Annotated in this window: 15 protein-coding genes; 11 read left to right on the forward strand and 4 right to left on the reverse strand. The window is 62.3% G+C overall.

Annotated elements, in window-relative coordinates:
• The first annotated feature begins 143 nt into the window (after window positions 1–143).
• Window positions 144–284, forward strand: a complete 141-nt coding sequence (locus tag AC3ITY_RS11790; RefSeq protein ID WP_223543625.1) for a hypothetical protein — start codon at window positions 144–146, stop codon at window positions 282–284.
• Between the two features lie 125 nt (window positions 285–409).
• Window positions 410–1,477: a GGDEF domain-containing protein gene (locus AC3ITY_RS11795; RefSeq protein ID WP_489309244.1), complete on the forward strand. Its 1,068-nt coding sequence runs from the start codon at window positions 410–412 to the stop codon at window positions 1,475–1,477.
• On the opposite strand, the gene AC3ITY_RS11800 is transcribed toward AC3ITY_RS11795, so the two are convergent.
• From AC3ITY_RS11800 to AC3ITY_RS11815, 4 genes are all read right to left on the reverse strand, one after another.
• On the reverse strand, window positions 1,474–1,833 hold the full coding sequence (locus tag AC3ITY_RS11800; RefSeq protein WP_223455669.1) for a cupin domain-containing protein: 360 nt from the start codon (window positions 1,831–1,833) through the stop codon (window positions 1,474–1,476). The genes AC3ITY_RS11795 and AC3ITY_RS11800 overlap by 4 nt on opposite strands.
• A gap of 13 nt (window positions 1,834–1,846) precedes the next feature.
• The gene (locus tag AC3ITY_RS11805) at window positions 1,847–3,244 is read right to left on the reverse strand and encodes an NAD(P)/FAD-dependent oxidoreductase (protein ID WP_489309247.1); all 1,398 of its coding nucleotides are present in this window, start codon (window positions 3,242–3,244) and stop codon (window positions 1,847–1,849) included.
• A 71-nt stretch (window positions 3,245–3,315) separates the two neighbouring features.
• Complete coding sequence (locus tag AC3ITY_RS11810; protein ID WP_489309249.1) at window positions 3,316–4,599, reverse strand: nucleotide disphospho-sugar-binding domain-containing protein; 1,284 nt, start codon at window positions 4,597–4,599, stop codon at window positions 3,316–3,318.
• Window positions 4,600–4,699: 100 nt separating this feature from the next.
• Entirely contained in the window at window positions 4,700–5,632 is a 933-nt protein-coding gene (locus tag AC3ITY_RS11815) for a GntR family transcriptional regulator (RefSeq protein WP_489309251.1), read from the reverse strand.
• A gap of 198 nt (window positions 5,633–5,830) precedes the next feature.
• Here AC3ITY_RS11815 and AC3ITY_RS11820 point away from each other — a divergent pair, with 198 nt between their 5' ends.
• The 9 genes from AC3ITY_RS11820 (at window position 5,831) to AC3ITY_RS11860 (ending at window position 14,471) form a co-directional block, all read left to right on the forward strand.
• Window positions 5,831–6,886: a polyamine ABC transporter substrate-binding protein gene (locus AC3ITY_RS11820; RefSeq protein ID WP_489309253.1), complete on the forward strand. Its 1,056-nt coding sequence runs from the start codon at window positions 5,831–5,833 to the stop codon at window positions 6,884–6,886.
• Between the two features lie 82 nt (window positions 6,887–6,968).
• Window positions 6,969–7,829, forward strand: a complete 861-nt coding sequence (locus AC3ITY_RS11825; protein ID WP_056727353.1) for an ABC transporter permease — start codon at window positions 6,969–6,971, stop codon at window positions 7,827–7,829.
• Entirely contained in the window at window positions 7,826–8,632 is an 807-nt protein-coding gene (locus AC3ITY_RS11830) for an ABC transporter permease (RefSeq protein WP_223455674.1), read from the forward strand. The genes AC3ITY_RS11825 and AC3ITY_RS11830 overlap by 4 nt, the downstream gene beginning before the upstream one ends.
• On the forward strand, window positions 8,625–9,704 hold the full coding sequence (locus tag AC3ITY_RS11835; protein ID WP_223455675.1) for an ABC transporter ATP-binding protein: 1,080 nt from the start codon (window positions 8,625–8,627) through the stop codon (window positions 9,702–9,704). The genes AC3ITY_RS11830 and AC3ITY_RS11835 overlap by 8 nt, the downstream gene beginning before the upstream one ends.
• A gap of 32 nt (window positions 9,705–9,736) precedes the next feature.
• On the forward strand, window positions 9,737–11,020 hold the full coding sequence (locus AC3ITY_RS11840) for a nucleotide disphospho-sugar-binding domain-containing protein (protein ID WP_489309256.1): 1,284 nt from the start codon (window positions 9,737–9,739) through the stop codon (window positions 11,018–11,020).
• The gene (locus tag AC3ITY_RS11845; protein ID WP_007999022.1) at window positions 11,013–11,381 is read left to right on the forward strand and encodes a cupin domain-containing protein; all 369 of its coding nucleotides are present in this window, start codon (window positions 11,013–11,015) and stop codon (window positions 11,379–11,381) included. The genes AC3ITY_RS11840 and AC3ITY_RS11845 overlap by 8 nt, the downstream gene beginning before the upstream one ends.
• A 141-nt stretch (window positions 11,382–11,522) precedes the next feature.
• Entirely contained in the window at window positions 11,523–11,867 is a 345-nt protein-coding gene (locus AC3ITY_RS11850) for a cupin domain-containing protein (RefSeq protein WP_007976122.1), read from the forward strand.
• A gap of 5 nt (window positions 11,868–11,872) precedes the next feature.
• Window positions 11,873–12,946: an aminoglycoside phosphotransferase family protein gene (locus AC3ITY_RS11855; protein WP_489309259.1), complete on the forward strand. Its 1,074-nt coding sequence runs from the start codon at window positions 11,873–11,875 to the stop codon at window positions 12,944–12,946.
• A complete protein-coding gene (locus tag AC3ITY_RS11860; protein WP_489309261.1) occupies window positions 12,927–14,471 on the forward strand; it encodes an aldehyde dehydrogenase family protein in 1,545 nt (514 codons plus the stop codon). Before AC3ITY_RS11855 ends, AC3ITY_RS11860 begins: the two co-directional genes overlap by 20 nt.
• Window positions 14,472–14,483 lie beyond the last annotated feature (12 nt).

Genomic DNA, 14,483 nt, shown 5'->3' on the forward strand with positions numbered 1-14,483 from the left:
TACAGGCACCAAAGAACCCCTGTAGGAGCGAGCCTGCTCGCGATAAGGCCATCAGATCCAACATCTTCGTTGACTGATGCACCGCCATCGCGAGCAGGCTCGCTCCTACAAAAAAGCCTCGTGTAAAACCTCGGGTTCAAGCTTTGCTGCCTTCGCGCAGTGGTGATGGTAGTCAGTTAATCGGCCTGATCGTCACCACACCGCTGTACTACTGGCTGGCCAATCGTGATACCGCGTACCGCTGGCGCCAGAACATGGCCGGTCTGATGCCGACCAACAGTTGATCGGGCCTGTGGAACGGGCGTACCGGGTTGAAATGATTGTGTAATTCGGGATGGTCGTTTGTCGGGCGTATGGCTATGCTCAGCGAGTTTGCCAATCGCCAAATAATAACAACCACAGTGAAACCATGAGCCAATCAGACACGCGTGCGACTGTTCTAGCGCAGTATCCGGAAGACTCCCGCGAGGCCGCGGCATTGCTCAAGCAAGCAGTGCCGCTGATGGTTCGTCACAACATTGCGCCCAACCCGGTGCACTACGCGCTCTGGTACACCTACAGCAAGGGCCAGGAGCCGGAGCTCAATCGGCACCTGGACCGGCTGGTCAACGACTTCGACTATTTCCCGCCGGATTCGGCCACCAAACTGTTTCGCGAGTACATCATCCGCGATGAGCTGGCGGACGCCCGCTCCGGGCAGCAGGACGCGATCAATCTGGTTGATGACATGGAGCGCGATGTTTCGCGCAGCGTGAAAGGCAATCAGAATTTCCAGGCCAGCCTCGGCCAATACCTGCAAATGCTCGAAGAGCCCGCCAGCGAGCGCTTGCCGAGCATCCTGGTCCAGCTGCAACAGAGCACCCGCCTGATGCAGGGGCAGCAGGAGCATTTCCTCGCCCAGTTGCAGTCGGCGCAGCATGAAATCAAAAGCCTGCGGGACAAACTGGAGCGCGCCCAACTGGCGGCGACCCTCGATGGCCTGACCGAATTGCTCAACCGCACCACCTTCAACCGCCAGCTTGAGCAGGCCATGAGCAACGTGGCGACGGGCGTGGCGCTGGTGATGCTGGATATCGACCACTTCAAACAATTCAACGACCAGTACGGCCATCCCTTGGGCGACCGCGTGCTGCAGCATGTCGCCCGGGTGTTGCGCGATTCGCTCCCCGGAGAAGCGTTCGCGGCGCGTTATGGCGGTGAGGAGTTTTGCGTGGTGCTCAAGAACTGCCCGGACCTGGCCGCCGCGGGCGCTTTTGCCGAGCGCTTGCGCCTGAAAATCCAGGCGCTGCGGGTCAAGGCCCGGGGCACCGACACGGTGCTGGACACCATCACTGCCTCGTTCGGCGTGGCCCAGGTACAACCCGGCGACACACCGGAAAGCCTGTTGACCCGCGCCGACGACGCGCTGTACCAGGCCAAGCGCAACGGGCGTAATCAGGTGCGTCAGCAGCCGGACGTCGCGGTCGGGGCCGTTTAGCCGAGGATGAAGTAGACCTTGCGCACCGTCGTGAGGTTTTCCCAGGTGCCATTGAATCCGCTGGCGACCACGAAGGAGTCACCGGGGCCGAACGTGCGCGCGACGCCCTCGGCATCGGTCAGACGTACGCTGCCTTCGAGGATGTGACACAGCTCGTCGTAATCGCACTGGCAACGTTCCCGGTGCGGTCCCGCCTCCCAGATGCCGGCCACGGCGTTTTTCCCGGGCTGCACAAAGTGCCGCCAACTCTTGCTGCGATAAGGCGCGTCGACCACGGCCGGGTCGTTGATTTCAGTTTCACGGGGGGCAAGCTCGCTGGCGAAGTCGATGACGTGCCGGGGCAGGGCTGTGGACATGGTGGTCTCCGGGTCAGGAATCGAAACCGATGCCAAAGGCATCGAAGGTCTTGAGCAGCAGGTTGCGGTGACCGTCGCGGTCTTCCCGCGCCAGTGAGCGCTGGGCCAGTTTCACGCCGACGTAACGCAAGGGTTCGGGCGGAAAGCGGAATGGCGCCTTGGAGGTCATCAGCAATTCGGTGCGTTCGGTGCGCTCGCCGGCCAGCAGGTCGAGCATGTTCAATGCCGCGAAACGGCTGGCAGATACGCCCTGGCCGGTGAAACCCAAGGCGTAGGCGACGCGGCCCTGGTGTTCGCAACCGGTGAACATCGTGGTGCGCGCCGAGGTGTCGATGATGCCGCCCCAGGCGTGGCTGAAACACACGTCGCCCAAGACCGGGAAAGTCTGGTGAAACTGCTCGGCCAGACGCTGGAAGCTTTGCGGGCGCTGGGTCAGGGCTTCGTCGCGGCGCCCGCCAAAATGGTAGATGGCATCAAAGCCGGCCCAGAGAATGCGGTTGTCGGCGGTCTTGCGCAGGTAGTGGAACTGGTTGCCGGCGTCGGCGATGCCGTAGCGGCCGGTCCAGCCGATGGCTTGCAGCTGCGCATCGCTCAAGGGTTCGCTGACCAGGCTGTAGTCGTAGACCGGGATCACGCTCGATGCCAGATGGCCGAGCAGCGGCGGGGCGATGTTGGTGGCGAGGGCGACTTTTCCAGCGGTCACTTCGCCGTTTTCTGTACGCAGGCGCAAGTTGTCTTTGTTCGCATCCAGTTGCAGGACCGGGCTGTTTTCGAACAGTTGAATGCCTTGCTCAAGGCAAACACGGCGCAGTTCAGCGGCCATTTTCGCCGGGTTGAGCAGGGCGTAATTGGGCTCGAACAGGCCGGCCACATACGCCGGTGAATCAAGTTTCTGTTCCAGATCGCGGCCTTCCAGCCACTCGCAGTCGATACCGAACCGCGCATAGTTGCGTTGCATCGAGCGCAGCCCGTCGACCTGCCAAGGCTGGCTGGCGACGTTGAGTTTGCCCTGGCGTTCGAACTCGACGTGCATGCCAAAGCGTTGCAGGTCGGCGGCCAACTCATCGAGGTTCTGCCGGCCCAGGCGGATCAGTTGCTCTGCTTCATCCGGCCAACGCTTGAGGGCGTTGGACACTCCATGGGAAATGCTTGGAGCACAAAACCCGCCGTTGCGCCCACTGGCCTCACCGCCGCAGCGTCGCGCCTCGATGATCGCGATGCTCAGCCCCGGGTTGCGCTGGCGCGCCAGTAACGCCGTCCACAATCCGGTAAAGCCACCGCCAACCACCGCCAGGTCGCACTGCACCGTGCCGGTGACGGAAGGTGCGGCGGGCGGTGGGGTGACGGTGTCTTGCCAAAAGGGATGGGGCAGGACGTTGTCGAGCGAATCGAGACGCGGTGGGGCATTCATGCTGAAACTCCGGCGGTGTGTCGGGCAGCGACGATTGCGTTCGGTTGCCCGACGATTTTTTGTTGTTATGGCTAGAGGTCTGGAAGCGCCAGGATCGCGCGCGCGGCAATGTCGGTGCCGCGGGTCGCCTGCATGCGCTCGCTGAACGATTTGAGGCGTTGTTTCATCGGTTGGTCGGCCAGCAGCTGTTCGAGAGCGGCGGGCAGGGCGGCCAGTGGATCGGCAAAGCGCGGCAGGTAGCGGCCGACGCCGACTTCCTCGGCGCGGGCGGCGTTGTCGTGGCCGTCCCAGCAATAGGGAATGATCAGCGATGGCAGGCCAAAGTACAGCGCTTCGCAGAAGCTGTTGTTGCCGCCGTGGTGGATGAACAACTGGCATTCCTTGAGCACCGCCGGCTGGGCAAACCAGCTGTCGAGGTACACGTTGTCCGGCACGGTGGTGTACATGTCGCGGTAGGCGCCGACGTTGACCAGGAAGCGGTACGGTAAGGTTTCGATAGTGTTGATCAGGCGCTTCATCATCCCGGTGTCGGCGGCGCCGAGGCTGCCGAAGCTGAGGTAGATCAGCGGCGCGTCGTTGTGCCGTGGAAAGTCCGGGACGATGTACGGCGCTTCCCGTCGCACGCAACCGTCGAGGTACACGTAGCGTTGTGGGTCCAGCGGTTGCTGGCGCTCATAGCGCACTGGCGTCGGTGACAGCAGCAGGTTCAGCCATGGCGAGTCGGTGAGGAACTGTCCCGCTGGGCACGGCGCGGTGGCGTTGCCGAGGAGAAATTGCGAAAAGCGTTCATGGGCCGGTGCGACAGCCTTCAGGTACTGCTTGGTGTAACGCTCGCAGGCCTGGGTGTCGCTGGCCAGGCATCCGGACAGGTAGGGTGGAACGGCCGCATCCGGCAGTTCGGTTTCGGCGCAGGACACCATCCGCACCCAGGGGCAACCGGCGTTGGCGATGGCCGGGAACATCACCACGTTGTCGAGCACGATCACGTCGGGCTTGAGGCGGCCGAGCAACTGCTGCAAGGGTTTTTCCGCTTCGATCGCGGTGTCGATGATGGCTTCCCAGGCCGGCGCCACATAGCTGTCGATCTGTGCCAGCGGGGTCTGGTCGAAGTACGGAATGCTGCGCTCGATGAAGCGCTCCCAGTAGTGCTGGTGTTCCGCCGCCGACAATGGGCTCGCTTGCGGAATCGGGTACTCGTCGAACCCGTATTCGGCGAACAACCCCTGGAAATGCTCATGGCAGATGAACACCGGCCTGGCGCCCAGCTCTCGCAGCGACTGAGCGATACCAATGCAGTTCAAGGCCGCGCCGAAACTGGCTTCCGGAAACAGGGCGATCAGTTTTTGTTTTTGCATGGCGAGGGACTGTCCATGGCGGGTCAGCCCCGCCGCTCCTGAAGGTGTTTTTGATGCTGTCTTATTTTCAAAAAAAAATCATCATGTTTTTGCGAGCCGGTTAGCGCCGCCCGAACAGATGACTTTGCGGGATGCCACGGTTGGCGGTTTGCGGGCGTTGCGCGGCGCTCAGGCGCAGGTGCAGGCGCAGCAGGTCGGCGGCGATCTCCATCTGCCCGCGTTCGATCTGCGCGATGATTTGCAGGTGTTCGCGCAGGGCTTCCTGCAGGCGGTGCACGCTCACCGAGGGCAGCAGGTTCGGCAGGCGCCGCAGGCCCTGATGCTGGAGCAGGGCGTCGCTGATGAAGCGGTTGCCGCAGCTCTGGGCCAGCAGTTCGTGGAAGCTGATGTCCAGTTCGCGAAACTGTTGGATGTCGAAGTCTTCCACGGGGCGGGCGAGCAGGCTTTGCGTGGCGCTGCGCAACAGCGCCAGGCGTTGCGGGTCGGCGTTGAAGCTCGGGCTGAGCAAGGCTTCGGGTTCGAGAATCAGGCGGAATTTCAGGCTTTCTTCCAGAGCGGCCAAGCTGTTCAGCGACGGACGAAACAGCCAGGACTGGCCGGGGCCGCGCTCGATGGCCTGGTTTTCGCTCAATTGCTGCAGGGCCTTTTGTGCCGCCGGCCGGCCGATTTCGTAGCGGCGCATCAGTTCGCTGATGCTGATGCTGTCGCCCAGGCGCCCGGCCATGCGGTCGCGCAGTACCGAGGCGGCCAGTTCTTCTTCCTCGGCTTGCGGCAGGGCGGCGTTGAAGGCCTGGCCCGATGGCGAGGCCAGCAATCGGTAGCCCTTGCCGGCTTCGTGACTCAGCAGGTTTTCTTCCAGCAGCACTTTCAGCGCGCCGCGAATCAGCGTGCGCGAGACCTGGAACGTGCGGGCCAGGGCCTGTTCGGCCACCGGGTCGCCGGCCACCAGGCCGCCTTCCTGGGTGTGATCGAGGATGCGGCGGGCCAGTTCCAGGTGATTGGTGCGCGGTTTTTTTTCGGCTGTCGTGCTCAAGCGTCTTTTCTCGTGGTGATCCGCTGTCGGGCTCAGGTGCTCATCTTATGTCATGCGCTGGCCAATCGTCAGGCCGGAAAAAAGCGTTGACATCTTTTGATACTGGTCCTAATTTCTAAAAAAAAACACCAGCAATCGTTTCTCGTTTTGCCGTACTGCCTTCGAACACAACAATAAACAATCGTCGGGTGAGTATTTATGAGCAAGCTGAATGATCTTCTGTGCGTGGGATTGGCCGTTTCCCTGGCGATCGCTTCACAGGCTGCAAGTGCGAAAGACATGGTGATTTCCATCTGGGATGGCTACATGGCCCCGGATGCGCTGGAGAAGTTCAAGGCGGCCAGCGGTGTGGACGTCGACAAGGCGCTGCACGCCACCAACGAAGAAATCATGGGCAAGCTGATGGCGTCCGGTGGTGAAGGGTACGACGTGGTGTTCGTCTCCTCGCCCTTCGCCGAAGTCCTGCACAAACAGGGGCTGCTGGCGGACATCGATCCGGTCAAGGTCCCCAACCTGAAAAACCTCTACCCCGAAGCCACGCACCTGGAATATGACCAGGGCAACCGGTTCTCCGTGCCTTACACCTGGGGCACCACCGGCATCTGCTATCGCTCCGACAAGGTGACGCCGGCGCCACAGAGTTGGAACGAGTTGCTCAATCCGAGCGATGCCCTCAAGGGCAAGGTGACGATGCTCGCCACCGACCGCTGGATGCTCGGCGCCGGTTTCCTCGCCAAGGGCTGGTCGGTCAACGACAGTGACCCCGCACAAATCGCTGCGGTTCGCGATCAACTGATCGCCACCAAAAAACGCATTCTCTCCTTCGACGACACCACCTTCTACTCCAAGCTCGCTTCTGGCGAATCGCTGATGGCCCACGCCTGGGACGGCTGGTGCAACTACGGCACCCAGGCCAACGCGGCGATCAAGTTCGTGGTGCCCAAGGAAGGTTCCGACCTGTGGGTGGACACCATGGTGGTGCTCAAGAGCTCGAAGCACCAGGACGAAGCCTTCAAGTTCATCAACTTCATGCTGGCCAAGGACAACCACGCCTGGGTCGCCGAAAACATCCTCTACAAAGTCCCCAACCAGGCGGCAATGGCCGGATTGTCCGCCGACCTGCTCAAGCAATACCCCAACCTGACCATCGCCCCCGCCGAGCTGCTGAAAATGGAGCAATTGCGCGACCTGGGCGGCACCACGCAAAAGGCCTACACCCGCGCCGTGACCGAAATCATGGCGGCGCAGAACTAACACCACGTCGACCCGAGGCATGCCCGGCATGCCTCGCCACGCTCGCAAGCCGCCTTTGTCCTGAGGCGGGAGGATATGGGTAATGAGTGCTTTGCATGCTGACAGGCGTCTGTCGGCCTGGCTTCTTGCGCCCGGCTTCGGCTGGCTGCTGATGTTCCTGGTGATTCCGTGCCTGCTGGTGCTGGTCTACAGCTTCGTCGAACGGGGTGCCTATGGCGGCATCGACTGGTTGTTCACCTGGGAAAACTACCAGCGCGCGTTCGATCCGCTGTACCTGGGCATCCTGCTCAAGTCGGCGAAGATTGCCGGGTTGGCCACGGTGTTCGCGGTGTTGATCGGCTACCCGGCGGCCTATGCGATTGCCCGCGCGCCACGGCGGCGTCAGGCGGTGTACCTGTTTCTGGTGATGCTGCCGTTCTGGAGCAACTACCTGATCCGCACCTACGCCTGGATCGTCCTGCTCAACCGCGAAGGCCTGATCAACCGTTTGCTGCAAATGCTCGGCTACAGCGGTGAACCCATCAGCCTGTTGTACACCGAGTCGTCCGTGGTGTTGGGGCTGGTCTACAACTACATCCCCTTTGTGATCCTGGCGATTTTCTCGTCGCTGTCGCGGATCAACAACGAACTGTGGGACGCCTCGAAAGACCTCGGCGCCTCGGGCTGGATGACCTTTCGCCGGATCATCCTGCCGCTGAGCGTGCCGGGTATCGCGGCGGGCGCGGTGTTTGTCTTCGTGCTGAGCATCGGCAACTTCATCACTGCCGACCTGCTGGGCGGCAAGCAGGTGCAGATGGTTGGCAACCTGATCTATTCGCAATTCCTCACGGCGCGGGACTGGCCGTTCGGTGCGGCGCTGAGCTTCTTCCTGATCGCGATCATGTTGATCCTGTTGTTCATCCAGGCCCTGGTGGCCCGTCGAGCAGAAGGGGCGCGCTCATGAGTCAGTCTCGTTCTGTCAGCGCCACCGTGCTGGGTTCGCACCTGGGGCTGGTGTACGCCTTCCTTTATATACCAATACTGGTGTTGATCCTGCTGTCGTTCAACAAGTCCGGATTGCCCACCGCCTGGGGCGGCGTATCGCTGAAGTGGTACGCGGCACTGGCGCACAACACGGCGATTCTGTCGGCCGCGCTCAACACTTTGATCGTTGCCTTGTCGGCGACCTTCATTGCCTGCGTGCTCGGCACGTTCCTGGCGCTGGGCATCGAGTTGCGCCGCAAGGACAACCACAAAGGCCAGGTGGTCGACACCTTGCTGATGGCGCCGATGATCATTCCCGACATCGTGCTGGCGATTGCGCTGCTCAGCTTCTTCAACCTGCTCAAGGTCGGCCTGGGGCTGCACTCGATCATCATCAGCCACGCGGTGTTCAACATCGCCTTCGTCTGCGCGGTGGTGCGCACGCGGCTCAAGCACTTCGACTATTCGATCCTCGAAGCCTCGATCGACCTCGGCGCCAGTTGGTTCACTACCTTGCGCCGGGTACTGCTGCCGGTGATTTTTCCCGGTGTGCTGGCCGGTGGTTTGCTCTCGTTCACCCTGTCGGTGGACGAATTCATCATCGCCTTTTTCAACTCCGGCTCCGGCCAGGCCTCGACCACGTTGCCCATGCAGATCTACGCCATGATCCGCTTCGGCGTCACCCCGGAAATCAACGCTCTGGCGACGCTGGTGATGCTGGTCAGCATCACCGCGCTGCTGGCTTCGCAGCGTCTCAACAAGGCTCCTCGCACCCATGAATAATTCATCTGCGGTACTGATCCTGGATAAGGTCAGCAAGTCTTATGGCAACGGCCTGGCGGTCAACGAGGTGTCGCTGAGCATCCGCGAGAACGAGTTCTTCGCGCTGCTCGGGCCGTCGGGCTGCGGCAAGACCACGTTGCTGCGCATGCTCGCCGGTTTCGAGACCCCCAGTGGTGGCTGCATCTACCTGGATGGCAATGACATATCGCCGCTGCCGGCGAACAAGCGTCCGCTGAACCTGATGTTCCAGTCCTACGCGCTGTTTCCCAACATGACCGTGCGCAAGAACATCGCCTACGGCCTGGAAATGGAGCGCCTGCCGGAAAGCGAAATCCGCCGCCGGGTCGATGAAGTGTTGAGCACCGCGCAGCTCGGCGAACTGGCCGAGCGCAAGCCCGATCAGCTTTCCGGTGGCCAGCGTCAGCGGGTGGCATTGGCCCGGGCACTGGTCAAACGTCCGCGGGTGTTGTTGCTCGACGAACCCTTGGGCGCTCTCGACAAGAAGCTCCGGGAAAAGATGCAGTTGGAACTCAAGCGCCTGCAACACGAGAGCGGCATCACCTTCATCATCGTCACCCACGACCAGGAAGAAGCCCTGGTGATGTCCGACCGCATGGCGGTGCTCGATGGCGGCAAGGTGTGCCAGTGCGGCAGCCCGACCGAACTCTACGAAAACCCCAACAGCCGTTTTGTCGCCAACTTCATCGGCGTCAGCAACCTGCTCGAAGGCGTGCGCTCGGGCCAGCACTCGGTGCGGGTCAACGGCCAGGAGCTGAGCGTCGAAACCGACGCACCGCTGGTGACCGGCCAATCCGTCGCCGTGGTGGTTCGTCCCGAACGCCTGCAAGTGCTGACGGAGCAGGGCGGCGATTGCGCCAATCAGGTCAGCGGCAAGATCGTCGAAGTCGCCTACCACGGTCTCGACACCAACCTGCACGTGCAGACACCCCTCAGCGACAAGCCGCTGATCGTGCGCGTGCCGTCCTCACAGTTCGAATTCGCCCATTTTGCAATCGACACGACCATCCGGCTGGGCTGGCAGGCCCGGCATGCCCGCGTATTGACGCGCTGAACAATAAAAAGACCAGGCAGGAGCAGCACTCGATGAAACACAAAGTGATCGCATTCTTCCCCGAAGCCGCCTACGGCCCGGCGCTGAACTCAGTCGGAATCGCCCAGGCCTGTGAAGCCCTGGGGCATAAAGCGGTGTTCCTCACCGACCCGGGCATGAGCGGTGTCTACGCCGGTTATGGTTTTGAAGAGCACATGGTCAACATGTCGGCGCCGATGCCGGCCGAAGAGATGGCTCGCTACTGGGTGGATTTCATCAACGGCCACATTCCGAATTTCCGCAAGTCGCCGCTGGAGCAGATCGACAACTACGTCAAGGAATGCTGGGCGGCCATCGTCGAAACCGCCAAGTGGGCGCAAAAGGACCTGCCGGCGGTGCTGGACAAGGTCAAGCCCGACCTGATCTGCGTCGACAACGTGATCCTGTTCCCGGCAATCAAGCAATACGGCAAGCCGTGGGTGCGGATCATTTCCTGCTCGGAAAACGAGATCGAAGACCCGGATATCCCGCCGCACCTGTCGGGCATGAGCATCGACGACAAGGCCGGCCACGCGCAGTTTCGCCAGCGTTTCGAGGAAGTGGTCGGGCCGATCCACGACGACTTCAACCAGTTCCTGAAGGCCCACGGAGAGGAACCCTATCCGCTGGGCACCTTCTTTGAAGCCTCGCCGTTCATGAACCTGCTGTTGTACCCTGATGCGGTGAAGTTCGACCGCCGCCATCCATTGCCGGCCGAGCGCTTCCATTACCTGCAGGGTTGCGTGCGCCACGACACGCCCTACGAGATTCCGCAGTTCCGTGCCCACAACGACAAGCCGCTGCTGTACGCCAGTTTCGGCAGCCTCGGGTCCGGCGATGTAGAGCTGCTCAAGCGCCTGATCGAGGCGGTGGGCAAGCTGCCTTACCGGGCGCTGTTCAACGTCGGCGAACACCTCGACGAATACCCGGACCTGCCGGACAACGTGCAGATTTCCAACTGGTTCCCGCAGCCCTCGGTGATCGCCCAGGTCGATGCGGTGATCCACCACGGCGGCAACAACAGCTTCACCGAATGCCTGTTCTTCGGCAAACCGGCGATCGTCATGTCCTACGTCTGGGACGGCCACGACAACGCCATGCGCGCCGAAGAAAGCGGTCACGGCTTCAAGCTCGACCGTTATGAATGGAGCGAAGAACAGCTCGCGGAAAAACTCCACGCGTGCCTCAACGACGAGGCGATGCGCCAACGCCTGCAGCGCACCAGCGCGCAGATGCAATCGCGCAAAGGGCCGCAAGACGCGGCCGCGATTCTCGACAAGGTGCTCAACGATGCCTGATTCATCCACTACGGCGGGTATCACGCCGTACCTCGAAGCCGTCAGCAGCCGCACCGACCTGGTGGACTGGGGCGTGCAGAGTGACGCCGTCGAAGGCGTCTCGCATTCCAGCGGCCGCTTGCTGTTCAAGGGCCCGAACAACAGCCCGGAAAGCGGATTGTGGGTGTGTACTCCCGGCCGCTGGCGGCTGTCGATTCCCCGGGATGAGCTTTGCCATTTCATCGCCGGGCACGCCACTTACCGTAACGACAACGGCGAAGTGATCGAAGTGCGCCCCAACACCCTGGTGCTGTTCCCGGCCGGCTGGACCGGTGAGTGCGACGTCCGGGAGACCCTGCGCAACGTGTACATGCTGGCTTGAGCCTGAATACCCCCTGTAGGAGCGAGCTCGCTCGCGAAAAACCCAAGGGCGCCGCTTGGCATCTGGCATGGCGCGTAATCGTTGACGTCCATCGCGAGCAAGCTCGCTCCTACAAAAACCTGATTTATTGGAGAGCAACACATGACGACCCCGTTTCTGTACGACCCGCTGAGCATCACCGACGTTAAGGATTGGGGCGTGATCCCGACCATGCTTGAAGGCGAATCCCGTGTCTCCGGCGTGGTGCTGCACAAAGGCCCCGAAGGCCAGTCCGAATGCGGTATCTGGATCTGCACCCCGGGCAAGTGGTTCTGCCATGTGACCAGCGACGAGTTCTGCCACTTTCTCGAAGGCCGCTGCACTTACGTCCACGAGTCTGGCGAAGTGATCGAGATCAAGCCGGACACCGCCGCCTTCTTCGGCAAGGACTGGAAGGGTGTGTGCACCGTCCACGAGACTATCAAAAAGGTCTACATGATCCGGTGACTGCCATGACAGATGCACTGGCGTCATTGCCAACCCGTGAAGCCCAGCGCGCCGCCTTTCTGGCCCGCGCCGGTTACGCCGGAGCCTTGCTGGTCGCCTTGCCGGCGGATGCTTCGACCCGGCGTTATTTTCGCCTGGACGGCGCCGGCCTGTTGCTGATGGATTCGCCGCCACACAGCGAGCCCATCGGCCCGTTCGTGCGGATCGCCCGGCAGTTGCAGGGGCTGGGCCTGTCCGCGCCGGCCTTGCTGGCGGTGGACGAGGCGGCGGGGCTGGCGTTGATCGAGGATTTTGGTCACGACACCTACACCCGGCTGCTGCTGGCCGGGCATTCGGAGTCGGCGTTGTATCACCTGGCGGTCGATACGCTGGTGGCGTTGCATCGCGCAGCGCCAGCCACGGAACTGGCGCCTTACGACGGGCAGCGACTGGCGGACGAGTACGCGCTGTTTATCGACTGGTACGCGCCGCTGCTGATCGGCAAGGGCGCGGCGCAAAATCTGCGCGAGTCGTATCTGGCGCTGTTCGCCGACGCCTGCCGCAACGTCGCAAAACGCCGCGAAACCCTGGTGCTGCGCGACTTTCACGTCGACAACCTGATGCTGCTGCAAGGCCGTGAAGGCGTGGCCGCCTGCGGCTTGCTGGATTTCCAGGACGCCCTGGTCGGGGCGGCGGCCTATGACCTGATGTCGCTGCTCGAAGACGCCCGGCGCGATGTGCCCGAAGCGCTGCGGGCGGCACTGATCAGTCATTACCTGTTGCAGCGCCCGGAGCTGGATGCGCCGGGTTTTCTCGAAGATTACCGGTGCCTGGCCGCCCAGCGTCACGCCAAGGTGCTGGGGATTTTCGTACGCCTGGCCGGCCGTGACGGCAAGCACGGTTACCTGGCGCACCTGCCGCGCACCCTGGGTTTGTTCATCCGCGCCCTGGATGCCGAGGCCTTTGCGCCGCTGCGGCAATGGCTCGACCGGCACGTGCCGGGCTGGCGTGAAGAACTGCCCGCCGAGACCCTGGCGACGTTGCGTGAAACCCCTTATCGATTGGTTCAAGGATCATCCCATGGCCACGTTCAACCCTGACACCGCATTGCGCTTCATCAATTCTGAATTCCTGCCGCTGACCGATGGCCGTGTGCGCGAAGTGCTCGACCCGGCGACCCTGCAACCGGTCGGGCAAGTCGGCGTGTGTGGCGAAGCCGACGTGCAAGCCGCCATCGAAGCCGCCACCACCGCGCAAAAACAATGGCGCGTAGTGGATGCCAAAAGCCGTGCCGCGCGCCTGCATCAACTGGCCAATGCCATCGAACAGAACGTGGCCTGCAACCGTGAAGTCGCACGCCTGATGACCCTGGAGATGGGCAAGCCGTTTCCCGAAGCCATGGGCGAATTGGCGAACTGCGCGCCGATCTTTCGCTACTACGCGGAAATGGCCCGGGACGATGCCGGCAAGGTCGCCGGCACCACGCAGATCGGTTCGTTCCAGCATGTGCGTTACGAGCCGTACGGCGTCAGCGTGCACATCATGCCGTTCAACTTTCCGATCCTGTTGATGTGCTGGACCGTTGCCGCGTCCCTGGCGGCGGGCAATGCCTGCATCATCAAACCGGCGGAAGCCACGACCCTGTGCACCCTCAAGTTCATGGAGCATTTCACCGCGCTATTGCCGGGGCTGGTGTCCTGTGTGCCGGGTGATGCAGCGACTGCACAGTTGCTGGTGCAGTCGGCGCAGACCCACGCGGTGGCGTTCACCGGCAGTGTGGCGGCAGGCAAGGCGGTGGCCGTGGCCTGCGCCGAACGAATGAAACCGTGCGTGATCGAGGCCGGTGGCAGCGATCCGCTGATCATCTCCAGGCATGCACCGCTGGAAGTGGCAGCGGCGGGGGCGGTGACAGCCGCGTTCCACTTGAGCGGGCAGATCTGCACCTCGGCGGAACGCTTCTACGTCGTCGATGAAATCCATGACGAATTTGTCGCCAGGTTCGCCGAGCGCACCCGTGCCTTGCGCATTGGCCATGGCCTGGAACGTTCGGAGATCGGGCCGATGGTCAGCGAGGCGGCGCGCAATAAAGTCATGCGCCTGGTCGATGACGCCGTGGCCAAGGGCGCGACAGTGGTGTGTGGCGGGCGGATTCCACCTGGGCACAGCGTCGGCTGGTTCTATGAGCCGACCATCCTCATCGGCGTGACCGGCGACATGGCGATTCTGCAGGAAGAGTGCTTCGGCCCGGTGGCGGCGATCTGCCGGGTCAGCGATTTCGATGAGGCGGTGCGCTTGGCCAACGATTCGCCGTTCGGCCTCGGTGCCTCGCTGTTTTCCACTGATCTGGCCGAAGCCATGGAAGCCGCCGAGCGTCTGGAGGCGGGGATGGTCTGGGTCAACAATCCGCTGATCGACAACGATGCGCTGCCGTTCGGCGGCTGGAAGATGTCGGGTCTTGGGCGTGAGCTCGGGCGTCAGGGGCTGGAAGCGTTCCGCCGTTCGAAAATGGTCATCATCGACCACCAGCCGAAGATTCAGGACTGGTGGTATCCGTACGCCGACGACGTGTTCTATCGCGATCCGGCCGGTTCGCTGAACCGGCAACTGACCCAATTCAAGGATTGAGCCAGTTGCCGA

The organism is Pseudomonas sp. GL_091 (genome assembly GCF_057837725.1).